Origin of the sequence: Streptomyces sp. A2-16 (assembly GCF_018128905.1) — a bacterium.
Classification (GTDB): domain Bacteria; phylum Actinomycetota; class Actinomycetes; order Streptomycetales; family Streptomycetaceae; genus Streptomyces.
On record NZ_CP063808.1, the window covers coordinates 9,630,469 to 9,655,561 of the forward strand.

Below are 25,093 nucleotides of genomic sequence, written 5' to 3' on the forward strand. Positions count from 1 at the left end.
GCGCTCTGAGCGGAGGCGCGTGCCCGCCACGGGCCGGTCGCAGTTCCGCAGGCTTCGAGGAGTTGGGTGAGATGGCACTGACCGCGAGGATCCGCACCCGGGACGGATGGGCCGTGTCGCACGCGGTCGTCACGGTGACCGACATGACCGGCACGCAGGTGCTGCGCGCGGAGGCGGACCCGGAGGGCGCCGTACGGGACGCGACTCCGCTGGAGCCGGGGCCGTACACCGTCATCGTCACGGCCGTCGGCTACGCGCCCGCCGCCTCGAGCGCGATCGTCACCGCGAGCGGCAGGGCCGAGGTCGGCACGGTCACGCTGGCCCGCGTCGGCGGGGCGGAACTCCCGCCGCCGGGGCCCTGGACCGTCGACCCGGCCCACTCCAGTGTGGGCGCGGTCGCCCAGCACCTGGGCATCTCCAGCGTGCACGGCCGCTTCACCGACTTCACGGCGGCGATCGAGGTGGCCCCGGACGACGTGACCAAGTCCCGGGTGGAGGCGGTGATCCGGGCGGCCTCCATCGACACCGGCAACGCGATGCGGGACGAGCACCTGAGGTCGGCGGACTTCCTGGACGTCGAGCGGTACCCGGAGATCACCTACCGGTCGACGGGGCTGGTCGTGGCCGGTACGGACCGCTGGACCGTACGGGGTGAGCTGGCGATGCGCGGTGTCGTACGGCCCGTCGACCTGGACCTCGCCTACCTGGGCACGGGCGCCGACCCCTGGGGCGGGACCCGCGCGGCCTTCCGGGCGACGACCCAGCTGCGGCGGGAGGACTTCGCCATGAACTACAACCAGGTCGTGCAGGCGGGGATCGCGGCGATCGGTACGACGCTGAAGGTCGAGCTCGACGTCCAGGCGGTGCAGGGGGAGTCGCTGCCGCAGGCCTGAAGCCGTTGTCAGTGGCGGGTCGTACGGTTCGGGGTATGGAGCGGACGGCCGGGGTGCAGAGCTACTACGCCGAGTCGGCGGAGCGGCTGGGGAGGGTGTACGAGAGCGTCGCGTTCGAGGACGTGCACGGGGCGCTGCTGGATCTGCTGCCGAAGGCGCCCGCGCGGGCGCTGGACGTCGGTGCGGGGACCGGGCGGGACGCGGCGGCGCTGGCCGCGCGCGGGTACGCGGTCGACGCGGTGGAGCCGGTGGCGGAGCTCCGGCGCGAGGCCGCGCGGCTGCATCCCGGCGGCGGGGTGGTCTGGCGGGCGGGGGCGCTGCCGGAGATACCCGGCGTCCAGGGGCCGTACGACCTCGTCCTGTTGTCCGCGGTGTGGATGCACCTGTCCCCGCGGGAGCGGCCTGTCGCCATGCGGCGGCTGGCCGGGCTGCTCGCGCCGGGCGGCATCCTGCTGATCACACTGCGGCGCGGTGCGCCGCCGGTGGATCGGCGGATGTACGACATCCCGCCCGAGGAGGTCGCCGGGCAGGCGGCGGAGGCGGGGCTGAGGCTGCTGCGGATCGTGGACGAGGGGTCGGACCGGCTCGGCCGGGAGGAGGTGCGGTGGAACTCCGTGGCGCTCCAACTAGGCTGATTCCATGGCACCGAACATCGCGACCAACAAGGCCGTCTCCCTCGAGGAGCTGCTGGACTTCGTACGCCCCCGGCACCGGGCGATCCTGCTGACGCGGCGGGGGGACGGGTCGCCGCAGGCCTCGCCGCTGACCTGCGGGGTGGACGACTCTGGGCGGATCGTCGTGTCGACGTATCCGGAGCGGGCGAAGACGCGGAACGCGAAGCGGGACTCCCGGGTCAGCGTGATCGTGCTGAGCGACGACTGGGACGGGCCGTGGGTCCAGGTCGACGGGACCGCGGAGGTGATCGACTCCCCGGACTCCGTGGAGCCGCTGGTGGAGTACTTCCGGAACATCTCCGGGGAGCACCCCGACTGGGACGAGTACCGGGCGGCGATGGTGAAGCAGGGGAAGTCGATCATTCGGGTCACGCCGGAGCGGTGGGGGCCGGTGGCGACGGGCGGGTTCCCCGCGCGGCTGGCCTCGAAGGACTGAGCGCCCGACGCCCCTGGGCCGGCGCGCCTAGGGGCGTTCGGCCATCGCCTCGATCCCCTTGACGAGGAGTTCCAGGGCGAAGGTGAAGTCCCTGTCCCGCATCTCCTCCACCGTGTCGCCGCCGCGTGCCTTCATGATCTCCTCGTTCTCCTTGAGGATCTCCGCGGCGCCGGGGGACCGGGTCGCCGCCGTCATGGCCTGGCGGAAGTAGGCCTCCTGGGTCATGCCGGCCTGCGCGGAGCGGGCGATGAAGTGACCCTCGATGGTGCCGAAGCCGTACACGAACTGGAAGACGGCGGAGATCGCGCCGGTGATGCCGTGTGCGGGCAGGCCCGTCTTGCGGACGACCCGGTGCACGACCCGGGACAGGGCCAGGGACCGGGGGCCGATGTTGAGGAAGGTGCCGGCCAGCGGTGAGACCCAGGGGTGCCGGACCAGCAGGCTCCGGTACTGACCGGCCACCGTGCGCAGTTGGTCCCGCCAGTCCTCGTCGGCGTCCGGGTCCGGCAGCTCCAGTTCGCCGAAGGCCGCGTCCAGGGCGAGTTCGAGGAGGTCGTCCTTGGTGTCGACGTACCAGTAGACGGACATCGCGGTCACGTTCAGCTCGGCGGCCAGCCGCCGCATGGAGAACCTGGCCAGCCCCTCGGCGTCCAGGAGACGGACTGTCACCTCGGTGATCCGGTCCCGGTCGAGGCCGGAAGGCTGTCCACCGCTCCGGCCGCCTCGGCGCACCTTGCCTTCCAGCCAGACACTGGTTCGTGCGGCCGCTCCTTGGCCTGCCTTCACCATGGCGCACCTTCCGAGACGTCGTTCACTGATAGAGATGCTAGGCGGCCGCCAACCTCTTGGGGCGCGGGGCTGCGTCGATCTGCGGCTACCGCCGCGTGGGCGCGACCAGCCACAACAGGCCCGCAGCCGCCGACGCACCAAGGCCCCGCCCCCCTCAGGCGACTTCCCCCCGCTCCGCCCTTCGCAACAACACCCCCGCCACCACCCCGCCCAGCAGCACGGCCACCGCCCCCACCAACTGACTGCTCTCCAGCCCGGAGGCGAACGCCTCCGTGATCCGCGCCCGCTCCGACACCGACCCCGCCTGCGCCAGCGCCGCCGGCAGTGACGCTGCCGCCACCGAGACCAGGGTCGCGAACCGCGCGTTCAGCACCGCGCCCAGCACCGCGACGCCCAGCCCCTGCCCGAACTCCGCCACGGTGCCGTTGATCCCTGCGCCGACCCCGGCCTTCTCCGGCGGGATCGCGCTCATGATCGCGTGTGCCATCGCGGGACTGGCGACCGCCGCCCCCGCGCCGATGAGCACCAGGCCCAGCAGGGTGCCCGGATAGCCGTGGTCGGTGAGCGTGGCGATGGAGAGGAGGCCCAGGGCCATCACCGCCATGCCCAGGCCGATGGAGAGGGGCGTCCCGAGCCTGGTCGACCACTTCGCCGACAGGCCCGTGAAGTTGAGGGCCACGATCATCAGCGCGAGCGGTGCCGTCCGCAGCCCCGCCTCCAGGGGGCCGTATCCGAGGACGAACTGCATGTGCTGGGTGAGCAGGAACAGGGAGCCGCCCATGCCGAAGGTGATCAGGACCGCCCCGGCGACCGCTCCGGTGAACCGGCGGTCGCGGAAGAAGTGCATGTCGAGCATGGGATGGGGGATCCGGCTCTCCCAGTACGCGAATCCGGCGAGGACCACGACCGCCACGGCCGCCGGCACCAGCACCCGGCCGGACGTCCAGCCGTGCTCGGGGCCGGAGATGATCGCGAACACCAGGGAGGCCATGCCGATCGTGGACAGCAGGGCGCCCAGCAGGTCGGGGCGGTCGCCCTGCGGGTTCTTCGACTCGGGGACCAGGAGCACGACCGCGACCAGGGCGAGCGCGGCGACCGGCAGGTTGATCAGGAAGATCGCGCCCCACCAGAAGTGGTTCAGCATGAAGCCGCCGAGGAGGGGGCCGGTCGCGAAGCCCAGCGAGTTCACCGCCGCCCAGATCCCGATCGCCTTCGGCTGCTCCTCGGGCGCGAAGATCTGCATCGCGACGGCGAGCGTCGTGGTCATGAGCAGCGCTCCGCCCACGCCCATCCCGGCCCGTGCCGCGATCAGCTGACCGGTGGAGTCCGCGAGGCCCGCGACCAGCGAGCCCACGCCGAACAGCACCAGGCCCGCGGCCAGCATCTTCTTGCGGCCGTAGCGGTCGGCCGCGCTGCCCGCGGTGAGCAGGAGACCCGACTGCACCAGTGAGTACGCGTTGATCATCCACTGGATGTCGGAGGTGGCGGCGCCCAGTTCGCTGGTGAGGGAGGGGATGGCCACGTTCAGGATCGTGTTGTCGAGCAGCACGGTCAGCTGCGCGAGACAGATGACGCCGAGTATCAGCCAGCGCTGGGGGTGGCCCTGGGAGACGGCGGCGGGGGCGGGAGCGGTCATGTTGTACACCGTAGAACAGTTCCCATACACCGTACAAGAAGGTTTCCCGCCGTGGACGGCGAGAGGGGCGGCGACCCGAACGGTCACCGCCCCTCTCGCTTCTTCCGGCCCTGCGTCAGCCGCTCGCCTTCTGGGTGAGGTCGTAGAAGGTGGCCGAACCGACCGTGACCTTCTTGAAGTTGGCCTCGACCCACGAGGTGATCTGCGAGGACGTACCGCTGCTGCTGCCGCCCATGCCGCCGCCGGAACCGCCGGCGATGAAGTAGTGGATCCTGCCGTCGGCCACGTACTCCTTGAACTCGGCCGGCGTCGGGGACGGGTCGGTGCCGTTGAAGCCGCCGATCGCCATCACCGGGTCGCCGGTGGAGAGCTGGTAGCTCGCCGCGTTCTGGGCGCCGATGGCCGCCGCGACCCAGGTGTACTTCGACGAGTCGGTCTCCAGCAGCTTCTTGGCCTCGGAGGTGACGCTCGCGCCGTTCAGCAGACCGCCGACACCACCGCCGCCCATGCCGCCCATTCCGCCGCCGTCGCCCGTCTGACCGCCGGGGCCGCCCTGCGGACTCTGGGTGGTGCCGTTGCCGCCCTGCTGGTTCTGGGTGTTGCCGTTGCCGTTCTGCTGGTTCTGCCCGGGCATCCCTCCGCCGGGGAAGCCGCCCGTGCCGCCATTGCCGTTCTGCTGGTTCTGGCCCTGCTGACCGGGCATGGTGCCGCCGAAGCCGCCCCGGCCACCGCCGCCGCCCCCGCCCGGACCGCCGCCCATCATGGACGCGCCCGCCGGACCCGCGGTCACGATGGAACCGGTGTGACCCTCCTGGAGGGTGCTGACGGTGTACGCCGTCGGACCGGCCAGAGCGGTCACCAGGCCCAGGGAGGCCGCGGCGAGAGCGAGTTGCCGGCTGACGCGGCCCGCGAAGATCAGGCCGAGCGCGGCGACCAGGCCGCCGATCAGGACCAGGTACTTCAGCCAGGGAAGGTAGTCGGAGGTGCGGTTGAGCAGGATGTAGCTCCAGGCCACCGCCGCCACGACCGAGGCCGCCAGGGCGATCGACGCCCACAGTTCGGCGCGCTTCTCCCACAGGACGCCCGCGCCCATGCCGATCACGGCCGCCATGTAGGGGGCGAGGGCCACCGTGTAGTACTGGTGGAAGATGCCCGCCATGTAGCTGAAGACGACCATGGTCATCAGCAGCGAGCCGCCCCAGACCAGGAACGAACCGCGCGTCACCGAGGTGCGACCGAGCCTGCGGGTCGCCACCAGACCGGCGACGAGGAGGATCAGCGCGGCCGGCAGCAGCCAGGAGATCTGGCCGCCGATCTCGGAGTTGAACATCCGGTCCCAGCCGGTCTCGCCCCACTGCCCGGTGCCGCCTCCGCCGCCACCGCCGCCGACCGAACCGGTCTCGTCGCCGTTGAGGCGGCCGAAGCCGTTGTAGCCGAAGGTCAGTTCAAGGAAGGAGTTGTTCTGGGAGCCGCCGATGTAGGGGCGCGAGGAGGCGGGCCACAGCTCGACGATCGCGACCCACCAGCCGCCCGAGACGACCAACGCGGCGGTGGCCGCGGCCAGTTGACCGATCCGCTTCTTGACGGGGACCGGCGCGCAGACGGCGTGGACGATCGCCAGCGGCGGCAGGATCAGGAAGGCCTGCAGGGTCTTGGCGAGGAACGCGAAACCGATCGCGGCACCGGCCCACAGCAGCCACTTCGTACGGCCGTCCTCCAGGGCGCGGACCACGAAGTAGCAGGCGACCGCCATCAGCAGCGCCAGCATGGCGTCGGGGTTGTTGAACCGGAACATCAGCGCCGCGACCGGGGTGAGCGCGAGCACGGCGCCCGCGACCAGACCGGCCACCGCGCTGAACCGGCGACGCACGGAGGCGTAGACGACGGCGACCGTGCCGACGCCCATGAGGACCTCGGGGGCCAGGATCGCCCAGGAGTTGAGGCCGAAGATCCGCACCGACAGCTCCATCGGCCACAGCGAGGCCGGGGGCTTGTCGACGGTGATCGCGTTGCCCGCGTCCAGCGAGCCGAAGAAGAACGCCTTCCAGGACTGGCTGCCGGCCTGGACCGCCGCCGAGTAGAAGGAGTTGGCGTAGCCGGAGGAACTCAGGTTGTACAGATAGAGCAGGAGGGTCGCGGCGAGCAGGGCGAGGAAGGCCGGGCGAGCCCAGCGCGGGTCCTCGGGACGGCCGCGCCACAGTCTGCGCGCGAAGGGCTGCTGGGGTTCACCGGAGTCGGGGGCCGGGGGAACGACCGGCGCCTCGGGGGCCGTCGCCGCCGGACCCCACCCGGAACCCTGCTGGGTCGGATGGTCGGTCTGCGTGGTCATCAGGAGTTCCTCGGGTCGGTGTCGGTCGGGCGCACCGGCTGCAACTGCACGGTCGCGTCCCTCCAGGAGCGCTGCTCCGCGACTTCACCGGCGCGGAACTCGGTCGTGTCGTACGGGGATTGCGGGGTGTACGGCGTCGTCGCGTACGGGTGTGCCGTCGGGCGCTGGGGCAGCGGACCGTACGACTGCGGCTGTGCGGTGAGGGTGTGGGCGGGGGGCTGGGCGGGGGTGTGGGCGGCGACGACGGTGGACCGGGGCTGGTCGTCACCGCGGTCGGGGAAGACCCAGGCCCGGAAGAGCAGGAAGCGCAGCACGGTCGCCGCGAGGTTGGCGGCGATCAGCACCGCCAGTTCGGTGGAGTGCGCGGGGTCGCTGCTGGCCGCGTTGAGCGCGGCGAGCGAGCCGCTGGTCAGCGCGAGGCCGATACCGAAGACGACCAGGCCCTGCGCCTGGTGCCGGACGGCGCCGCCCCGCCCGCGCACCCCGAAGGTCAGGCGCCGGTTGGCGGCGGTGTTGGCGACCGCCGAGACCAGCAGGGCCAGCGCGTTGGCGGTCTGGGAGCCGCCGAACTGCCGGAAGACGCTGTAGAGGAGCAGGTAGAAGAGGGTCGACAGACCGCCGACGACACAGAACCCGACGAGCTGGCGGGCCAGCCCCTTCGGCACGTCCTGGATCTCGCGGTCGCGCGGGTCGTCGCCGAACGGCCGGGTGATCCGGTCCAGCGGCAGCGACCCGCCCGCCAGGGCCTTGCCCACCCGCCACACGCCCTTGAGGTCCTCGGTCGCCGTCTTCACGATGTGGACGGTGGAGTCCGGGTCGTCGACCCAGTCGACGGGCACTTCGTGGATACGCAGTCCCGCGCGCTCGGCGATGACCAGCATCTCGGTGTCGAAGAACCAGCCGGTGTCCTCGACGAGCGGCAGCAGGACCTGCGCCACATCACGCCGGATGGCCTTGAAGCCGCACTGCGCGTCGGAGAAGCGGGCCTGGAGCGAGCCGCGCAGGATCAGGTTGTAGGCGCGGCTGATGAACTCGCGCTTCGGGCCGCGCACCACCCGGGAGCTGCGGGCGAGCCGGGAGCCGATCGCCAGGTCGGAGTGGCCCGAGATCAGCGGGGCCACCAGCGGCAGCAGGGCGTTGAGGTCGGTGGACAGGTCCACGTCCATGTAGGCGAGGACCGGGGCGTCCGAGGCGGACCAGACGGTCCGCAGCGCCCGGCCGCGGCCCTTCTGCTCCAGCCGGAAGGCCCTGACCTCCGGGATCTCCGCCTCCAGCCGCCGCGACACCAGGGGAGTGGTGTCCGTCGACGCGTTGTCCGCGATGGTGATGCGGAACGCGTACGGGAACGTGCGCTCGAGGTGCTCGTGCAGTCTCAGCACACACGGCTGGAGGTCCTTCTCCTCGTTGTAGACGGGGATCACTACGTCCAGGACAGGCGTACCGGCGTCGCCGGCCGGGAGGTGCTCCCGCGCCGGCAGGGTGCCGGGAGAAGAGTCGGTTCGCATGTGAACGACTCTGGTCAAGCCCCCTGTTGCACCCATATGGCGGCGCTGTGCTGTGCCTGTGAGTGCGATTGCCAGTCCGTTTCGGGCGCCGGTCGAGGGGCCACGGGACCGACCGCGGGCAGGTGCATGGTGAACACGGTCCGCCCCGGAACGCTGTCCACGGTCACCGCGCCGCCGTGCGCGGTCGCGACGGCCTGCACGATGGCGAGGCCGAGACCGGTGGATCCGGTGGCCCGGGAACGCGCGGAGTCGCCGCGCGCGAACCGTTCGAAGACGTGCGGGAGCAGGTCGGGCGGGATGCCCTGGCCATTGTCCTCGACGTCCACGCACATCCACGGCCCGCGGCGCTGCACGCGCGCGGTGACCGTCGTACCCGGCGGGGTGTGTTTGCGGGCGTTGCCGAGCAGGTTGATGAGCACCTGCTGGAGGCGGGCCGCGTCACCGGAGACGGGAGCGGGTTCGTCGGGCAGGTCGAGGCGCCAGTTGTGGTCCATGCCGGCCGCGCGGGCGTCGCTGATGGTGTCCACGACGAGCGGGATGAGGTCGGTCTGCTCGAACTGCAGCGGCCGCCCGGCGTCCAGGCGCGCGAGCAGCAGCAGGTCCTCCACGAGCAGTGTCATCCGGCCCGCCTCGGACTCGATGCGGCCGAGAGCGTGCCGGGTGTCGGGGCCGACCTCTTCCCTGCCGCGTCTGGTCAGCTCGGCGTACCCGCGGATGGAGGCGAGCGGTGTCCTGAGCTCATGACTGGCGTCGGCCACGAACTGGCGCACCCGCATCTCGCTCTGCTGGCGTGCGTGCAGGGCGCCGTGGACGTGGTCCAGCATGCGGTTGAGCGCGGAGCCGACCTGCCCGACCTCGGTGTGCGGATCGCACTCCGACTCGGGCACGCGCTCGCTCAGATTGACCTCACCGGTGTGCAGAGGCAGTTCGGAGACCCGGGTCGCGGTGTTGGCGACCTTGCGGAGAGGACGGGTGGCGAGTCCTACGAGGACATAGCCGGCGATGACGGCGGCGCCGAGGCCCGCGGCGGTGACGCTGATCTCCACGAGGATCAGAGTGTCGATGGTGGCGTCGACGTCCTTGGTGGGGACGGCGACGTAGTAGGCGGACGTGTCGTTGGTGGTGTACCGGACGAGGTAGTCGCCGATGCCGGGGAGTTCGACCTTGTGCTGCTTGTTGTCCTTGGGGACCGCGTTGAGCACCTTGATCTGGGCGGTCGTGAGCTTCTTGGCGGACAGCTCGAAGTTCTGATCGGACTTCACCCCGCGCTGGGCGTCGGTGATCTCGCCCTTCTCCACCTTGGCCGCGATGGTGCCGTCCGGCCCCGGGCCGGTGACGAACTTGGCGGGGGTGTCCTGCCGGTTGCCCTGTCCGCCGGGGTTGTTCTTGTCCTTGTCCTTGTCGCCGTTGACGAGCTGCCCGGGCAGGAAGCGCGGCGCCGCCCGTGACGCGGCCTCGTTCAGCTTGCCGCTCAGCTGCTCGTACAGATGGGACCGCAACGCCAGCGTGGTCACCGTGCCGATCACCGAACAGACCACGGCGATCAGCACCACCGACGCGACGACGAGCCGCGTCCGCAGCGTGCGCGGCTTTCCTGCTCGCCCTGCCCGCTTCTGCGCCCGCGGCCGTCGTCGCCCGCTCATGAGGCGGCGGGCTTGATCAGGTAACCGGCGCCGCGCCGGGTGTGGATCATCGGCTCCCGTCCCGCGTCGATCTTCCGGCGCAGATAGGAGATGTAGAGCTCGACGACATTGGCCTGGCCGCCGAAGTCGTACGACCACACGCGGTCGAGGATCTGCGCCTTGCTGAGCACCCGCCGGGGATTGCGCATCAGGAACCGCAGGAGCTCGAACTCGGTCGCGGTGAGGTGGATGTTCTCCCCGGCCCGCGAGACCTCGTGGCTGTCCTCGTCGAGGGTGAGGTCACCGACGACCAGCACGGAGTCGGAGCGGCGGTCGGCCGCGCCGGAACGGCGGATGAGACCGCGCAGCCGGGCCACGACCTCTTCGAGGCTGAACGGCTTGGTGACGTAGTCGTCACCACCGGCGGTGAGACCGGCGATCCGGTCCTCCACGGCGTCCTTGGCCGTCAGGAACAGCACGGGCACGTCCGGCAGTTCGCGCCGCAGCCGCCCCAGGACGGTGAGGCCGTCCATGTCCGGGAGCATCATGTCCAGGACGACGGCGTCGGGCCGGAACTCCCGGGCGGTCTGGACGGCACCCGTGCCGTCTCCCGCGCTGCGGATCTGCCAGCCCTCGTAGCGCAGGGCCATGGACAGCAGTTCGGTGATCGACAGCTCGTCGTCCACCACAAGCACTCGGACGGGGCTCCCGTCCGGCCTCAGCAGTTCGGTGCGCCCCTGGGGCGAGGTCGTGGTCATGGTGAACACGATGTCGGGGCCCCCTGAGAACACCCTTTCGGCAATCTGTGATTTTCCTGAGAAACACACAGGCGGCTCTCAGGGAACGCCTGGGAATGCGCTTGCGGGGGGGGGGGCGGGGGTGATTCTCGCAGGACTTGGGGGAGGGTTGGGGCCTTCCTCGCGGGACTTGAGGGGGCTCCTTCGGGCGAGGGGCGAGGGGAACTTGGGGGCTCCTTCGGGCGAGGGGCGAGGGGAGGAGCGGGCGGCTCGCCTCCCGAACCTGTACCCGGGCCCTCCGAGAGCCTCTGGTCGAGGGACCGGGGCGGGGGTGCCCCACCCGGCGCCCACGCCCGCACCAGCAGGCGGCCGCCTGCTGCCCGCAGTCCCCGGGCGGCGGCCGCTATCGGACCGGTCCCTGCTCGTCCACATGGACCGTCGGCGCCCCGAGGAACACCTCGGTGCCGACCGGGCCGTAGGCGATGTTGAAGGTGTCCAGCCAGTACGACCAGTCCCGCACCCCGGCGGCACTGCTGAACCGGTAGTTGAGCCGCCACCGCACCCACTGCCCGGCCTCGAGCCGCACGCCCGGTCGCCGCCGCGGCCGGGGCGGCACCCCGAACATCGGCCCCACCCTGGGCAGGACCCGCAACCGCCCGTCCGCCTCACGGAGTTGCACGTCGACACCTTTGAGGGTGTCGCCCTGGTGCCCGTGCGGTACGAAGTCGTCCTGCTCGTCCATCCGCACGGCGTGCACGAACGGCTCCCCGTCCCGCCCCACCGCGGACGCCGGCAGCACGAACCGGAGCCGCGTTCCTCCTCGTCGCGGCCTCGCCGCCACGGGACCGCTTCGTCCATGACGTGCGTATCCACTGCACGGTGACGTCCATCCCGGCACTCCCCCTCGTCAGAACAATCCGTCCTGGACCCCCGCCCTCTCCTTGAACTCTCTCATCGGCACGGTGTTCTGCGCCCCTTCGACCGGGACCAGCCCCCACCCCGTCATCAGCCGGGTGTCCAGTACGACGACTCCCCCGCCGTCCGTCTCCAGGTGCAGATCGGGCCCGGCGGCCGCGCGCAGCCGTCCACCCACCGCCCCGCCCACGACGAGCTCGCTCACCTCACCGACAGGGCTGGGCAGTCCGGCGAGCCCGAAGACCTCGACATGGTCGACCGGTTGGTACGGGGCACGCTCCAGGGAGTCCGGCCAGCCGACCAACGCCACCGCCCGCGCGTGCAGTTCGGCGAGCTCGGCGGCCCGCTCCGCGACCGATTCCGGGAGGGCGGACCGGACGGCCCGCTTGTCGGCGTACGGAATGCGATCCGGTACCGAGAGCGCCGCCCGCAGCAGTTCCTCGGTGCGCCGCGCGGCCATGAGCGGACCGGTGCCGAGCCAGCTGAAGCTGACAGCGCCCTGCTCCAGCAGGCGCGCGGAGCCCCGCTCATGCGCCGTGATGCCGACCTTGACCATGCCGGGGCCGAACCACGCCAGATATACCCGGTACGGACGGGGGTCGTCCGCGAGGGTGTCGGCGGCCACGGAGTGCGCCCGGTCCAGCCGCGCGCACTCCTCGCACCGCGCTCCCGTGCTCCGCCCCGACACCGCGGCCCGCGCCGCACACGCATGCCCGCGTGCTCCCACACATGTCCGCACACCCCCCTCCGCGACCCCGAAGGCCACGCGCTTCCCCCAGGTCAGCACAGTGCGCTGCCCACCGTCCCAACTCAGCACGGGACCGTCCGCCGACCATCGCAGCCCCGAGCACTTCCATGCCTGTGCCATCCCTCACGAGAGTAGGGGGCACCACTGACAACGGGGTCACCTGAGGAGGCGGGGGTGGTTCGCCGGGGCCGGTTCAGCGGGCCGGGCTGCCGTCGCGGGGGTGCCGTATCCCGCGCAGCCCACCGGCTTCATGGAGCTCGATCAGTGCACCGGCTCCACAGGAACCGATTCCGCCGCTGCCACTGCCGCTGTCGCTGCCGTTGTCGCTGCCACTGCCGTTGTCGCTGCCGCGCCCCTCGCCTCGACCACCGTGGCGCGCACCCCTCCCCGCCCTGCCATCCGGCAGCCCACGCACCCGGGATGGCCTGCGCGGGCGCTCGTGTCCCGCACCCGCATCCCCCACTCCGCGCGCGGCCTGCGTCCCGGCGGCTTGCCCCAGCCGGACAGGTGCAGCGCCCAGGTGACGAGGGCACTCACCACGGTGATCGCGAGTCCGCCGGCGATCAGCGCTCCGGACACCGCGCACACCCCCACCCCCAGCACGGAGGTCCCCACGGTGGCGATGGCGACTCCGGTCCAGCCCGCGATCGTGTGCCCCTCGTCATACTGATGTGCGCTCACAGATCCTCCTAGAGCCGTTCTCTCACCTCCTAAGAAATTTACCGCAGAAACCTCTCACACGCTAAGGGAATCAGGAATCCGATGCACGCCGAGCCCCGCCCCGACGCCACCGCGGCCCAGGCACTGGAGGCGATGGACTTCTTCATCGCCACGGCCCACCTCGGCCAGCAGGAAATGGCCCAACGGCTGGGCCTGAACGTCACCGACCTGCTGAGCTTCGCCTGCGTCCTGAAGGCCGGCGAGGACCTCCTCACCGCGGGCGACCTCGCCGAGCACGCCCATGTCACGACCGGCGCGGTCACCGGCATCCTCAACCGCCTCGAACGCGGCGGCTACGTCACCCGCGTCCCCGACCCGAACGACCGCCGCCGCGTCCGGGTCGCCGCGCTCCCCGACGCGGTGGCCAAGGTCGTCGCCCTCTACCAGCCGTACTACGACCGCCTCGACGCCGTCTTCGCGAGCTACTCCGCCGACGAGATCGCCGTACTCCACGACTGGTTCAACCGCTCGACGAACCTCGCACTCGCCTATATCGAGGAGCTGCGGGCGAAGGACGCGGAGGGCGAGTAGCGGGGCCAGGTGGCGGGGCCGCCCCACCCCGGGGGTACAGCCAGCCCTACCTCCGGTTCGGGAGCACACTCCATCGTTTCGGCGAGCCCGCAACGGCATCGTTGATCGCGGCTGATCCACCCGGGATCAGACAGATCGACAGCCGGCGCCGAGCAGCGCCGGGCCGAGCCGGAGGACACACCATGGAGCCGCAGACCACCGCCCCGGTCACCCCCGGCCCCCTCTCCTCCTTCATCCGCTTCGTCGTCTGCGGCGGCGGGATCGGCGTCCTCTCCAGCTTCGCCGTACCGCTGGTGGCGATGACCATGCCGTGGGCGATGGCGAACGCGGTGATCACCGTGGCCTCCACACTCCTGTGCACCGAGCTCCACGCCCTGTTCACCTTCGGCACCGGCCGCCGCCCCGGCTGGCGCCGGCACCTGCAGTCCTCCGGCTCGGCGGCCGCCGCGTACGCCGTCACCTGCGCCGCGATGTTCCTCCTCCACACCCTCCAGTCGGCGCCCGGGATGCTCACGGAACAGGCGGTCTACCTCACCGCGTCCGCCCTGGCCGGCATCGGCCGCTTCCTGGTCCTGCGCCTGTACGTCTTCGCGGGCACCCGCAAGAACCGGCACCCGGCGGGACACGTGGTCGCCGTACCCCGGCCGGCACTGCACCTGGGCGCGGTGAGCACGGCCTGCTGACGGGGTGAAGACGAGACACGGCGCCTCGAACACCCCCAGCTCCTGAGCAAGTTCACGGGCCCCGGAACATCCCTTCCGGCCGCCGATGCACCAGCACCCGCCCGCCCGTCCGGATCACGGCAGATGGTCGTCGAGACCCGACCCAGCCACCCCTCCCAGGTGGCCCTCCGCCCGGTCCTCCTCGTCCACCCGCTCGACCAGTTCGCGCGCGCCGGTCGGGACCGCAGAGGGGTACGACAACACGGCGACGGGTGCTGGCAGCCCCCCGTGGGTACAGCTGGCCCCACCCCGGATCGGGCGGCCGGCTCCATGTCGCGGTCCCGGGATCGGCGGCATCGTAGAAGCCATCGGAGCCGGACCACCGGGCGCGGCTCCCGAGTTCACCGCCTCCTCCGGAAGGAACTCCGATGAGCCAGCTGCTGTCCTCCCCGCCGGTCACGACGTCCCCCGAGAGCGAACTGGCCCCGCTCCTCACCGCCTGGGACCTGGCCCACCCCGCCACGGCCGACCCCGACTGGCGCCACCTCCTCGACGAACTCGCCCACCCCCGCACCACCCAGGCCTTCCACAGCCTGGCCACGAGCACCACATGAGCGAACGCCACGCCACCACCCGCACGACCAGAGGCCCAGAGACCAGACTCCGGGGCCTCTCGCACCTCCGAACAACACCACGCCAAAGCCCCCTCCGGGATGATCCCGAGGGGGCTTTGATCTGCTGTGCACTCGGCAGGATTCGAACCTGCAACCTTCTGATCCGTAGTCAGATGCTCTATCCGTTAAGCTACGAGTGCTTGTTCTGTTTTCTCGCCGTTCCTTGCCCTTCCGGGCCGCTCGCGGCGACAGGAAGAACATTACATGACTGCCGGTCGCATGTGAAATCCGTTTGCCGTACCCCTTGTGAGCTGCGGAAACGCCTCTCAGGGCGACTGCTTGAACGACGAAGCCCCGGTCCACTGGACCGGGGCTTCGGTGATCTTGCGCGGAGGCGGAGGGATTTGAACCCTCGATGGGATTTAAGTCCCAAACCGCATTAGCAGTGCGGCGCCATAGACCGGACTAGGCGACGCCTCCAGCACAGCCGCCCGCGCGAGCGCGAGTGGTGCGTGCAGATGATGACACAGTCGAAGGTCGTGCCACCAATCGGTTCCCACGGTACTAGGCAGGCGGGGCGCAGAGCAAAGTGCTTCCGCGCAACGTACGGCGCCGTCCGCCGTTAGTCAGGGCATGTCATACGTCACCCGGCTCGGCCGGCTCGCACGGTTGAGCCCCCTCCCCCTCTTCCTCGCCGCCCTGGCCCCCGTCCCCGCGTCGGCGTACACCGGGACCGGCGACCACCTCACGGTCACCGTCCGGGACGCGGGCGGCGGGGCCGACGGGACCTTCGAGGTCGACTGTCACCCCGCGCGCGGTACCCACCCCGACCCCGGGGGCGCGTGCGCCGGCCTGGACCGGATCACCCGGTGGGGGCGCGACACCTTCGCTCCCGTCCCCGAGGGCAGCCTCTGCACGATGCTCTACGGCGGTCCCGCCACCGCCCATGTCACGGGAACCTGGGCCGGGCGACCGGTGGACGCGCGGTTCGACCGGAGCAACGGGTGCGAGACCGCGCGCTGGGACCGGTTCGTGCCGCTCCTGCCAGGCATGGACGTCTAGCTCCGCACAGGCACGGACGTCCAGCGCCGAAGAAGCGGTCACACGTTCTACTTCACTTCGTCGTGCGACCTCCCTCTCATCCGGCACCCCCGCACAACGGCTGCGCTTAGACTCCCTCGCGTGACACGTCGCGGGCCCCTTGGCAAGATGGCCCGAACGGTCGGCAAGGTGCGGTAACAGGGAGGAAGCGTCTCGTGAGCAGCAGGCCATCCCGAGGCGCTGCTCGCCTCGCAGCCATACTCGACGCGCTTCCTGACGCGTTGGTGCTGGTCAACGCCAACGGGACCGTCGTCAACGCCAACACCATCGCGCTGGAGGCGTTCGAGGCCCCGGGGACGGCTCTGGTGGGGCGGGGGCTGCTCGATCTGCTGCCGCACTTCGACTCGCGGCTCATCCCCGGCTCGATGCGGCGGCCCGACCACATGGACCCGCGCGGGCGGACCAAGCCGACCCGGATGGTGGCGCGCAGGACCGACGGCAGCGAGTTCCCCGTCGAGGTCACCAGCGCCAACCTGGAGAACGGTCAGCAGGCCTACGACGGTTACGGCTACAGCGGCGACGAGCTGCTCATGCTCGTCGTACGCGATCTGACCGGGACCGTGGACACCGAGGCCGAGCTGGCCCGTTCGCAGCGGCAGACCGAGATGATCCTGCGGGCCGCGGCCGAGGGGGTCGTGGGCACCGACACCGACGGGCGGATCGTGCTCGTCAATCCGGCCGCCGCCCAGATACTGGGTTACCGGGCCAGTGACCTCGGTGGCCGCGAGCTCCACGACCTCATGCTGCACTCACGCGCCGACGGCACCCCCTTCCCGTACGAGGAGTCCCCGCTCGCCGACACCCTGCGCTCCGGGCGCAAGCACCGGGTGCGCGGACAGGTGCTGTGGTCCAAGAAGGGCGAGAAGGTCCCGGTCGACCTGACGACCGCGCCCGTGCGCGATGGCGACCAGCTCGTCGGCGCCGTGCTCACCTTCACCGACCGGCGGCCCTACGACGCCCTCGCCGACGAGAAGTCCGCCGCCGAGAAGGCCCACGCGGAGGAACTGGAGCGGCTCGAGGAGGAGCACGCCTCCGAACTCACCGCGCTGCGCCAGAAGCACATCACCGAGCTGGAGGAGCTCCAGGAGCAGCACGACGAGGAGATCGCCGCAGGCGAGGAGCGGTACGCCGCGCTCGGGGAGCGCGAGAAGGACCGCTTCGAGGCTCTCGCCGGGCGGCACGACCAGCTCCTGACCCTGCTCGGGCGTTCCCTGCGCGGGCCCCTCGACGAACTGCGCCGCGAGCTGTCCGCGCTCGCTGCCGACGACGCCGGACAGCTGTGGCCCGAGGCCAACCAGGTCCTGCACCACCTCTCGGCCGGCTACTCCCGCATCACCCACCTCATCGACAACGTCCTCGGCTACCAGCGCCTCGACGCCGGCGCCGACGACATCGTCCGTACGAACGTCATGCTCGACGCGGTCGTCGCCGCCGGTGTGGACGGCGCGGTGGAGCTCATCGGGCCGGGGCGCGTCCAGTTCGCCGTGCACGCGCCGCCCATCGAGGCCGAGGTGGACGCCCAGCGCCTCGCGACCGCGCTGGCTCATCTCATCGCGGACGTGGCCGGGGTCGACGCGACCGGGAACTCCCCCGTGTCCGCGGGCGGTTACATGGACAACACGGTCGTGGTGGCGGCCGCGCAGCGCGGCGAGGGCGTACGGATCGAGGTGCGCGGGCCGTACGCCGGGGGAGACCCGGTGCACGAACCGATCGTGCGCGGGATCGTGCGCGCCCACGGCGGTGTGCTCCAGACCCACGAAGTGCCGGGCATGAGCGGCAGCGCTTATGTCCTCGAAGTGCCCATCGGCGGTGGGGCGGGGGCCGTCGCGCCTCCCGGTCCGGCCGCGCTGGAGGCCGCCCCTGCGCAGACCGTCCCCGCGGAGACCGCCCCTGCCGAGGGCGGCGGGCGGCGGCGGGCCCGGCGGTCCTCCACCGACTCCTTCCTGGACGCCGACGTCCCGGCCGCCGGGACCGACGAGTCCGTGCCGCCCACCGGACGGCGCAGGCGGCGGGCGGCGGCCGAGCAGGAACAGCCCGTGTCCGTACCGGCGCAGGCCTCCGGCGACGACGGGGACGGCTCCGGCGGTACGGGGCGGCGCCGTGGACGGCCCGCCGAAGGTGCCGAAGCCGGTGTGTCCGAAGGTGCCGTGGTGATGGCCGGCGAGCACGGCGCCGGGTCCGCGGCCGTGAACAACGGCCTCGGCGGGACCGTACCGCCGCAGGGCGTGCCCGTTCCGGCCGGGCGCCGGGCCCGGCGTGACGGCGGCGAACAGCACGCGCTGCCGGCGGCGTTGCCTGCGGGCGGCTCCGCCGAACCGGGCCGGCCGCAGGGGCAGCTCGAGATCGCCGGGCCGGGCTCGGGCGACGGCTCCCCGCAGCAGGACGGGCGGCGACGGCGCGCCCTCGCGGCCGCGTCGGAGCGTGCTGCGGCACAGGAGGCGGCTCCCCGCTCGGTGTTCGCCCTCCCGCCCGCGGACGCGGACCGACCGGCCGACGGCACGGACCCGGCGGGAGTGCCAGGGGGAGCGGCTGCGGCAGCGGCACAGGCAGCGGTGCAGGCCCAGAACCAGCCCCGGCTGCAGCCCCAAGGGCAGGCGCCGGTGCCGGGGCAGATCCCGGGTCAGGTCCCGGGTCAGCAGCCCCTCCCCGGGCAGATGCAGGTGCCCGGGCAGGCGCAGGTACCCGGGCAAGGACAGCTCCCGGCACAGGTGCAGATGCCCGGCCAGGGCCAGATGCCCGGCCAGATTCAGGCACCGGGTCAGGCACAGGTACCCGGTCAGGCCCAGGCCCCCATGCCGACGCCCGCTCCCGCCCCCACCCCCGTTCCCGCCAACGGCCTCGTCCAGGCTCCCGTCCCCGGTCAGCCCCTCCCCGCCGACGGTCACGGTGACGACGGTCGGCACGACGCCGTGCCGCACGACCAGGCCGACGACCACACCCCGCCGCAGCCGCACCCGACCAACGCCCCGACGGGCCGCCGTCGGCGCGCCGTGGCCCAGCCCGCGGAGGCGACGGCCGGCACGCCCGCGCAAGGCGTTCCCGCCCAGGCCGCTCAGCCCGGACAGCCCGGACAGCCCGGACAGCCGGGACAGCCGGGACAGCCCGTCCAGGCAGCCGGTCAGCCGGTGCCGGTGGGAGTTCCCGCGGCTCCTGCGCAGCAGGTCCCCGGCGCGGTGCCGCCGGGCCAGTTCCCGGGTGTCGCCGTGCAGAACGCGACCGGACCGGCCGGCCTGATCCCGCAGACCGCGCCCGCCCCGGCGTCGCCTCTCCAGGCGGCCCAGCCCGGTCTCGCCCCCGGCCTGCCCCTCCCGGCCGAGGCACCCCAGCCGCAGAACCAGGCACCGGCACCGGCTTCCCAGCCGTGGCCCAGCTCGCACGACACCCCCGGCACCGGCACCCCCGTACCGGCGAACGGCGCCGCCACCGCCGTACCCCCGAACCAGCCCGCGCCCGCGTCACCGCCCGCCCAGGCGCCCGGGGCCGGTCAGCCGACTCCGCCGCCCGGCACGCCCGCGCAGCCGCTGCCCGCCGAGGCCCCCGCCATGGCCGTCGACCCGAATTCCACGCAGGGTCGGGCGATCAGCGTGCGGACCCTCGGTCAGGGGGTTCCGTTCACGCGGCAGGCGGCCCAGGTGCAGCAGCCGGGGACGGCCACGCCTCCTCCGCAGCAGAACGGTGGTTCGGGGCGGCGGCGCAAGCTCGGCACCCGGCCCGACCCCGCTGCCGCCGCGACCCCGGAGCAGGGGGCACGGCCGCATCCGACGGCCGAGCAGCCCGTGACGGCAGCGGCGCAGGCACCCCAGGCATCGCAGGCGCCGCAAGCACCTCCGGCACCGCAGCCCTCGCTGGCCGGGCAGTCGCGGCTCGCGCACGCCACCGAGGCGGCCGGGCGGTCGTACGCCATAGGAGCTCCGGACGAGAACGCCGCCGAGGGGCCCGAGCCGCTGGACGGTCCCGGTGGGGCCGTCGAGATCCCGGACACTCCCCGACCGCAGCCGATGGACGACGAGTTGCCCCCGGAGCCGCTGGACAACCCGCGGCGGCTGCTGGTGTGGCCCGCGCCGGACGTGACGACGCAGCAGGCGCTCAGCGACCGTGGGTACCGGCCCGTCATCGTGCAGTCGCGCGAGGAGGTCGACGCGCAGATCGCGGCGTTCCCGGCCGCGCTGTTCGTGGACCCGCTGACCGGGCCGATCACCCGGACCGCGCTCCAGTCGCTCCGGCAGGCGGCGGTGGCGTCCGAGGTGCCGATCATGGTGACGGCCGGGCTCGGGCAGGCCTCGCGGGAGGCGGCGTACGGCGCCGATCCCGCCGTACTGCTGAAGGCGCTGGCGCCGCGGGACAGCGAGCAGCATCCGCCGCGCGTGCTGCTGATCGAGGAGCACGCGGAGATCGCGCTGGCGCTGACGGCGACGCTGGAGCGGCGCGGGATGCAGGTCGCTCGTGCGGCGAGTGACGCGGACGCGGTGACGTTGGCGGGGCAGCTCAGGCCCAACCTCGTCGTGATGGACCTCATGCAGGTGCACCGTCGCAGGGCCGGGATCGTGGACTGGCTGCGGGCGAACGGGCAGCTCAACCGGACGCCGTTGGTGGTGTACACGGCGGCCGTGGATCAGGCGGATCTGCCCCGGCTGGCGTCCGGGGAGACGGTGCTGTTCCTGGCCGAACGGTCGACGAGCGCGGAGGTCCAGGCACGGATCGTGGATCTGCTGGCCCGGATCGGAACGAACTAGAGGCGCTGGCGCCGTCCACGGGTCCGTGGTGGCTGGTCGCGTCCGCCGGTCCGCAGCGACCGGTCACGTCCGCGGGTCCATGACCGCTCGTCGCACCCACGGGCCCGTAGCGACCGATCGCGCCCGCCGGTCATGACCACTGGCCGCACCCGCCGGTCCGCAGCGACCGGTCACGTCCGCGGGTCCATGACCGCTCGTCGCACCCACGGGCCCGTAGCGACCGATCGCGCCCGCCGGTCATGACGGCCGGTCGCACCCGCCGGTCCGCAGTGGCTGATCGCGCCCGCTCGGCGGAGCCGCACATCGATGCGCCCCGCGCCGCTACCGAGGCGCCACCAGCCGTCTCGCCGCCTCCCGTACAGACGCCCGGAGCCGGTCGCGGTCCGCGGGCTCGCCGCCTACCAGGATCCGCTTCATCTGCGGGACCACCGCCGCCCAGTTGGCCACCGCGATCAGCAGGAACAGCAGGTCGCGGGGCGGGATCGCGTCGGTGACGACACCCCGCTCCTGACCGTCCCGGAGCGTCGCGACCTTGTGGCGGTAGTGCTCCTGGCGTTCGGCCTCGTCCGGCAGCTCGGCGGTCGCGCCGTACTCCAGGCCCTCCCAGAAGAGCAGCCGCAGCACCTCGGGGTGGGCCTCGTGGTAGTCCATGAGACGGTCGATCCAGTTCTCGATGTCGTCCGGGTCGACCGGGACGGCGACCGCGAGATCGAGCATGGCCTTGCCCAGGACCTTGGTGAACAGCTCCGCCTTGTTGCCGAAGTAGGCGTAGATCAACTGCTTGTTGGCCTTGGCCTCGGTCGCGATGCGGTCGATGCGGGCGCCGGCGATGCCGTGGCGGGCGAACTCGGCGACCGCCGCCTCGAAGATCCGGGCCCTGGTCGCCTCGGGGTCCCTTGCTGCTGCCATGGGGCCAGGGTAGGGCCCGCGAGACAAGTAACCAACTATTTGGTTGACAGGGAATCCACGAGCTCCCCACACTGTTGGACTGTTCCAACCAACCAGTTAGTTGTTAGAGCTGACTCGAAGGAGTCCTCCGCTCATGCCGACAGCAACCGTCACCACCGCAGGACGGTCCACCGAGGCCCCCGCCCGGCGCGCGGGTTCGCTGCTCCTCGTCCTCATCGCCGTCTGCACCGCCGTCACGGCCGCCAACATCTACCTCGCGGCCCCGCTGCTCCCCCTCATCGCCCGCGACTACGGCTCGACCCCCTCCGCGGTGGCCTGGGTCGCCTCCGTCGCGCAGTTCGGCTACGCCTTCGGCCTGCTCGTCTTCGCCCCGCTCGGCGACAGCGTGAACCGGCGCCGCCTGGTCGCCGCCCTCTCGCTCGTCACCACCGCGGCCCTGACCGCCGCCGCGCTCGCCACCGGCACCACCGCCCTCGCGGCCGCCGTCCTGGTCGCCTCCGCGGCCACCGTCGTGCCCCAGCTGCTGGTGCCGCTGGTCGCCCAGCGCGCGCCCGCCGACCGACGGGCCCGCCATGTCGCGGCCGTCATCGCGGGCCTGTTCACCGGCATCGTCGCGGCCCGGGTGCTCGGCGGGCTGATCGGACAGGCCTTCGGCTGGCGGGTGGTGTTCGTGGGCGCGGCCGTCCTGACAGCCGTCCTCGGACTGGCCACGGCCTACGCCCTGCCCAGGGAGCCACGCCACCGCTCCGGCCCGCTCTTCGCCGGCCTCACCACGCTGCCGTCGGTCGTGCGCCGCTCGCCCGACCTGTGGCGCGCATGCGTGCGGCAGGCGGGGATGTACGGCGCCTGGAGCGCGCTGTGGACCTCGCTGGCCCTGCTGCTGACCGGCTCGTCCTACGGCCTGTCGACCGCGACCGCCGGGCTGTTCGGCCTCTTCGGACTGGCCGCGAGCGTCGTGGCGCCCCTGGCGGGCGGGTTCGTGGACCGCTTCGGCGCCGTCAGGGTCGTACGGTCGGCGTATCTGCTGGCCGCGCTGTCCGTGCCGCTGTTCTGGCTCGGGGGGCACGTCCTGTGGGCGCTGTTCGTCGCGGCGATCGCCGTGCACGCGGCCCTGGTCGCCTCCCACGTCGCCAACCAGACCGTCGCTCTGACGACGACCTCGACCCCGGCCACCGCCAACACGGCGTACGTCGTGGCCGGGTTCGCGGGCGGAGCGACCGCGTCCGCGCTCGCCGGGTCGGCCTTCGGCTGGTGGGGCTGGGGCGGGGTGTGCGCGGTGGCGGGGGTCTGGCTGGGCCTGGGGTGGATCGCCACTTCGGTACGGCGGTGAGGCTGCCGCCGCTCCACGGTGAGGTTTCTGCCGTACGGCGAGGTTTCTGCCGTACGGCGGTCAGGGCCCCCGGGTTGCGCCCGGGGCGCCCTGACCGTCGTATCCGTCAGGTCTCTCGGAGCTGTGCTCAGAGCTTGGTGACGTCCAGGTCCCCCTCCGCGTACTTCTTGCGGAGCACCTTCTTGTCGAACTTGCCGACGCTCGTCTTCGGGACCGACTCGATGATCGACCAGCGCTCCGGGAGCTGCCACTTGGCGATCTTGCAGACGTCGCTCGCAAGGAAGGCGCGCAGGGACTCGAAGTCGGCGGTGGAGCCCTCCTTGAGGACGACCGTGGCGAGGGGGCGCTCGCCCCACTTGTCGTCCGGGACGGCGACGACGGCGGCCTCGGTGACGTCCGGGTGGGACATCAGGGCGTTCTCCAGCTCGACCGAGGAGATCCACTCGCCGCCGGACTTGATGACGTCCTTGGCCCGGTCGGTGAGGGTGAGGAAGCCGTCGGCGGAGATGGTGCCGACGTCACCCGTCTTCAGCCAGCCGTCCTCGCTGAACTTGTCGGCGGGGCGCAGCGGTTCGGCGTCCGGGCCGTTGTAGTAGGCGCCGGCGATCCAGGGGCCGCGGACCTCCAGCTCGCCCGCGGACTCGCCGTCCCAGGGCAGGCGCTCGCCGCCGGGGCCGGTGAGGCGGGCCTCGACGCCGCTCGGGAAACGGCCCTGGGTGAGGCGGTAGGCGAACTCCTCGGGCGTGCCGACCACATGGGCCGGCGGGCGCGCGATGGTGCCGAGCGGCGAGGTCTCCGTCATGCCCCAGGCGTGGCAGACCCGCATGCCGAGCGCGTCGAAGGCCTCCATCAGGGAGGGCGGACAGGCCGAGCCGCCGATGGTGACCTGGGTGAGGGAGGAGACGTCACGGGGCTTGGCGGTGAGCTCGCCGAGCAGGCCCTGCCAGATGGTGGGGACCGCGGCCGCGTGGGTCGGCTTCTCGCGCTCGATCATCTCGGCGAGGGGCGCGGGCTGCAGGAAGCGGTCCGGCATCAGCATGTTGACGCCGGTCATGAAGGTGGCGTGCGGCAGGCCCCAGGCGTTGACGTGGAACTGAGGGACGACCACGAGCGAGGTGTCCTGGTCGGTCAGGCCCATCGACTGGGCCATGTTGACCTGCATGGAGTGCAGATAGATCGAACGGTGGCTGTAGACCACGCCCTTGGGGTCGCCCGTGGTGCCGGAGGTGTAGCACATGGAGGCGGCCTGGCGCTCGTCCAGCTCGGGCCAGTCGTAGGTGGTGGGCTTGCCGGCGATCAGGTCCTCGTACTCGTGCACGCGCGCGTGGGAGCCGTCGAGGAGCGTGCGGTCTCCGGGGCCCGAGACCACCACGTGCTCGACCGTCTTGAGGTGCGGGAGCAGTGGCGCGAGCAGGGGGAGCAGCGAGCCGTTGGCGATGACGACCCGGTCGGCCGCGTGGCCCACGATGAAGGCCAGCTGGTCGGCCGGAAGGCGGAGGTTGAGGGTGTGCAGCACCGCGCCCATGGACGGGATCGCGAAGTACGCCTCGACATGCTCGGCGTTGTTCCACATCAGGGTCGCCACCCGCTCGTCCCCGGCGACCTGGAGGTCCTCGCGCAGGGCATGCGCCAACTGGGCGGCGCGGGCGCCGATCTCGGCGAAGGAACGGCGGTGCGGCTCCGGCTCGCCGGTCCAGGTGGTCACCTGTGAGGTGCCGTGGATCGACGACCCATGGGTCAGGATCCTTGAGATCAGCAGCGGTACGTCCTGCATGGTGCTCAGCACGGCGTCCTCCCGGGGCGACATTGCCTACGCGGTAGTAAGGGATGCGCCGATTCTGCGCACATACCGCGCGGTATGTCACTAGAGCCGGGCGATCGATCACGTCACGTTGTGCTCACAACGGACGGCAACCGCGATCGGTTCCAACGGGGCGGGCCGGATTCGGCGGGGTTGGGGGTGGGTTGCCTGGGCTGTGGGCGGGTGGCCCGAGCTGTGGGCGGCCGGCCTGGTGGGGCGGAGGGTTGGCCGGTGTTGTCGGGGGACGTGGTGTCCGAGGTGGCGCGCGTGGTCCCCGGGGGGCGCGCGAGCGGGTGGACAGCGGGTCCCCCGGTGGGCGGCCGGAGTTGTCCGGCCGACGGCCTCGTCCATCCGACGAGCGGCCAGCCTTGTCCGGCGCGCGGCCCGGTCTGGCGGGCGGGTGGCCCC

20 protein-coding genes, 2 tRNA genes and 1 pseudogene are annotated in these 25,093 nt (G+C 72.2%); 9 read left to right on the plus strand and 14 right to left on the minus strand.

The window, feature by feature from the left end; translation table 11 throughout:
• Window positions 1-71: 71 nt before the first annotated feature.
• The 3 genes from IOD14_RS43305 to IOD14_RS43315 are packed head-to-tail and all read left to right on the plus strand — an operon-like array spanning window position 72 to window position 2,003.
• A complete protein-coding gene (locus IOD14_RS43305; protein WP_123990271.1) occupies window positions 72-893 on the plus strand; it encodes a YceI family protein in 822 nt (273 codons plus the stop codon).
• Between the two features lie 35 nt (window positions 894-928).
• The gene (locus tag IOD14_RS43310) at window positions 929-1,528 is read left to right on the plus strand and encodes a class I SAM-dependent methyltransferase (RefSeq protein ID WP_212673115.1); all 600 of its coding nucleotides are present in this window, start codon (window positions 929-931) and stop codon (window positions 1,526-1,528) included.
• 4 nt (window positions 1,529-1,532) lie between these two features.
• Window positions 1,533-2,003 (plus strand): PPOX class F420-dependent oxidoreductase, encoded by a 471-nt coding sequence (locus IOD14_RS43315; RefSeq protein WP_123990272.1) that lies wholly within the window; start codon window positions 1,533-1,535, stop codon window positions 2,001-2,003.
• 27 nt (window positions 2,004-2,030) lie between these two features.
• On the opposite strand, the gene IOD14_RS43320 is transcribed toward IOD14_RS43315, so the two are convergent.
• The 9 genes and pseudogenes from IOD14_RS43320 to IOD14_RS43360 all read right to left on the minus strand — a co-directional run bounded on the left by IOD14_RS43320 (window position 2,031) and on the right by IOD14_RS43360 (window position 12,965).
• The gene (locus tag IOD14_RS43320; RefSeq protein WP_212673116.1) at window positions 2,031-2,792 is read right to left on the minus strand and encodes a TetR/AcrR family transcriptional regulator; all 762 of its coding nucleotides are present in this window, start codon (window positions 2,790-2,792) and stop codon (window positions 2,031-2,033) included.
• A gap of 154 nt (window positions 2,793-2,946) precedes the next feature.
• Window positions 2,947-4,428, minus strand: a complete 1,482-nt coding sequence (locus tag IOD14_RS43325; RefSeq protein WP_249126226.1) for an MFS transporter — start codon at window positions 4,426-4,428, stop codon at window positions 2,947-2,949.
• A gap of 115 nt (window positions 4,429-4,543) precedes the next feature.
• Window positions 4,544-6,757 carry a glycosyltransferase family 39 protein gene (locus IOD14_RS43330; RefSeq protein WP_212673117.1) on the minus strand — a complete coding sequence of 738 codons (2,214 nt, stop codon included), beginning with the start codon at window positions 6,755-6,757 and terminating at the stop codon, window positions 4,544-4,546.
• Window positions 6,757-8,262, minus strand: coding sequence for a bifunctional glycosyltransferase family 2/GtrA family protein (locus tag IOD14_RS43335; protein ID WP_212673118.1), 1,506 nt, complete (start codon window positions 8,260-8,262; stop codon window positions 6,757-6,759). The genes IOD14_RS43330 and IOD14_RS43335 overlap by 1 nt, the downstream gene beginning before the upstream one ends.
• Before the next feature lie 14 nt (window positions 8,263-8,276).
• Window positions 8,277-9,905 carry a HAMP domain-containing sensor histidine kinase gene (locus IOD14_RS43340; RefSeq protein ID WP_212673119.1) on the minus strand — a complete coding sequence of 543 codons (1,629 nt, stop codon included), beginning with the start codon at window positions 9,903-9,905 and terminating at the stop codon, window positions 8,277-8,279.
• Window positions 9,902-10,642 carry a response regulator transcription factor gene (locus tag IOD14_RS43345; protein ID WP_037711888.1) on the minus strand — a complete coding sequence of 247 codons (741 nt, stop codon included), beginning with the start codon at window positions 10,640-10,642 and terminating at the stop codon, window positions 9,902-9,904. Before IOD14_RS43345 ends, IOD14_RS43340 begins: the two co-directional genes overlap by 4 nt.
• 382 nt (window positions 10,643-11,024) lie before the next feature.
• Window positions 11,025-11,511: pseudogene (locus tag IOD14_RS43350) on the minus strand (hypothetical protein).
• Window positions 11,512-11,528: 17 nt separating this feature from the next.
• Window positions 11,529-12,404, minus strand: coding sequence for a DUF2797 domain-containing protein (locus tag IOD14_RS43355; protein ID WP_212673120.1), 876 nt, complete (start codon window positions 12,402-12,404; stop codon window positions 11,529-11,531).
• 141 nt (window positions 12,405-12,545) lie between these two features.
• On the minus strand, window positions 12,546-12,965 hold the full coding sequence (locus tag IOD14_RS43360) for an HGxxPAAW family protein (RefSeq protein WP_212673121.1): 420 nt from the start codon (window positions 12,963-12,965) through the stop codon (window positions 12,546-12,548).
• A gap of 81 nt (window positions 12,966-13,046) precedes the next feature.
• Here IOD14_RS43360 and IOD14_RS43365 point away from each other — a divergent pair, with 81 nt between their 5' ends.
• Both IOD14_RS43365 and IOD14_RS43370 read left to right on the plus strand, forming a co-directional pair.
• The gene (locus IOD14_RS43365; RefSeq protein WP_123990281.1) at window positions 13,047-13,535 is read left to right on the plus strand and encodes a MarR family transcriptional regulator; all 489 of its coding nucleotides are present in this window, start codon (window positions 13,047-13,049) and stop codon (window positions 13,533-13,535) included.
• A gap of 182 nt (window positions 13,536-13,717) precedes the next feature.
• The gene (locus IOD14_RS43370; RefSeq protein WP_212673122.1) at window positions 13,718-14,218 is read left to right on the plus strand and encodes a GtrA family protein; all 501 of its coding nucleotides are present in this window, start codon (window positions 13,718-13,720) and stop codon (window positions 14,216-14,218) included.
• 114 nt (window positions 14,219-14,332) lie between these two features.
• Here IOD14_RS43370 and IOD14_RS44840 read toward each other — a convergent pair whose 3' ends face one another.
• Window positions 14,333-14,458, minus strand: coding sequence for a hypothetical protein (locus IOD14_RS44840; RefSeq protein ID WP_280844476.1), 126 nt, complete (start codon window positions 14,456-14,458; stop codon window positions 14,333-14,335).
• A gap of 167 nt (window positions 14,459-14,625) precedes the next feature.
• Between IOD14_RS44840 and IOD14_RS43375 the strand changes: the two genes are divergently transcribed.
• Window positions 14,626-14,811 carry a hypothetical protein gene (locus tag IOD14_RS43375; RefSeq protein WP_123990283.1) on the plus strand — a complete coding sequence of 62 codons (186 nt, stop codon included), beginning with the start codon at window positions 14,626-14,628 and terminating at the stop codon, window positions 14,809-14,811.
• A 127-nt stretch (window positions 14,812-14,938) separates the two neighbouring features.
• On the opposite strand, the gene IOD14_RS43380 is transcribed toward IOD14_RS43375, so the two are convergent.
• Together IOD14_RS43380 and IOD14_RS43385 are read right to left on the minus strand one after the other, a co-directional pair.
• Window positions 14,939-15,011: transfer RNA gene (locus IOD14_RS43380), tRNA-Arg, on the minus strand.
• A gap of 189 nt (window positions 15,012-15,200) precedes the next feature.
• A tRNA-Ser gene (locus IOD14_RS43385) sits at window positions 15,201-15,291 on the minus strand.
• Between the two features lie 153 nt (window positions 15,292-15,444).
• Here IOD14_RS43385 and IOD14_RS43390 point away from each other — a divergent pair.
• A complete protein-coding gene (locus IOD14_RS43390; protein WP_123990288.1) occupies window positions 15,445-15,873 on the plus strand; it encodes an SSI family serine proteinase inhibitor in 429 nt (142 codons plus the stop codon).
• Between the two features lie 194 nt (window positions 15,874-16,067).
• Window positions 16,068-20,645: a PAS domain-containing protein gene (locus tag IOD14_RS43395; protein ID WP_212673123.1), complete on the plus strand. Its 4,578-nt coding sequence runs from the start codon at window positions 16,068-16,070 to the stop codon at window positions 20,643-20,645.
• 321 nt (window positions 20,646-20,966) lie between these two features.
• On the opposite strand, the gene IOD14_RS43400 is transcribed toward IOD14_RS43395, so the two are convergent.
• Window positions 20,967-21,554 (minus strand): TetR family transcriptional regulator, encoded by a 588-nt coding sequence (locus tag IOD14_RS43400; RefSeq protein ID WP_123990290.1) that lies wholly within the window; start codon window positions 21,552-21,554, stop codon window positions 20,967-20,969.
• A gap of 133 nt (window positions 21,555-21,687) precedes the next feature.
• Between IOD14_RS43400 and IOD14_RS43405 the strand changes: the two genes are divergently transcribed.
• Window positions 21,688-22,884 carry an MFS transporter gene (locus IOD14_RS43405; RefSeq protein WP_212673124.1) on the plus strand — a complete coding sequence of 399 codons (1,197 nt, stop codon included), beginning with the start codon at window positions 21,688-21,690 and terminating at the stop codon, window positions 22,882-22,884.
• 127 nt (window positions 22,885-23,011) lie between these two features.
• Here IOD14_RS43405 and IOD14_RS43410 read toward each other — a convergent pair whose 3' ends face one another.
• Window positions 23,012-24,691, minus strand: coding sequence for a long-chain fatty acid--CoA ligase (locus IOD14_RS43410; RefSeq protein ID WP_123990292.1), 1,680 nt, complete (start codon window positions 24,689-24,691; stop codon window positions 23,012-23,014).
• Between the last annotated feature and the right edge of the window lie 402 nt (window positions 24,692-25,093).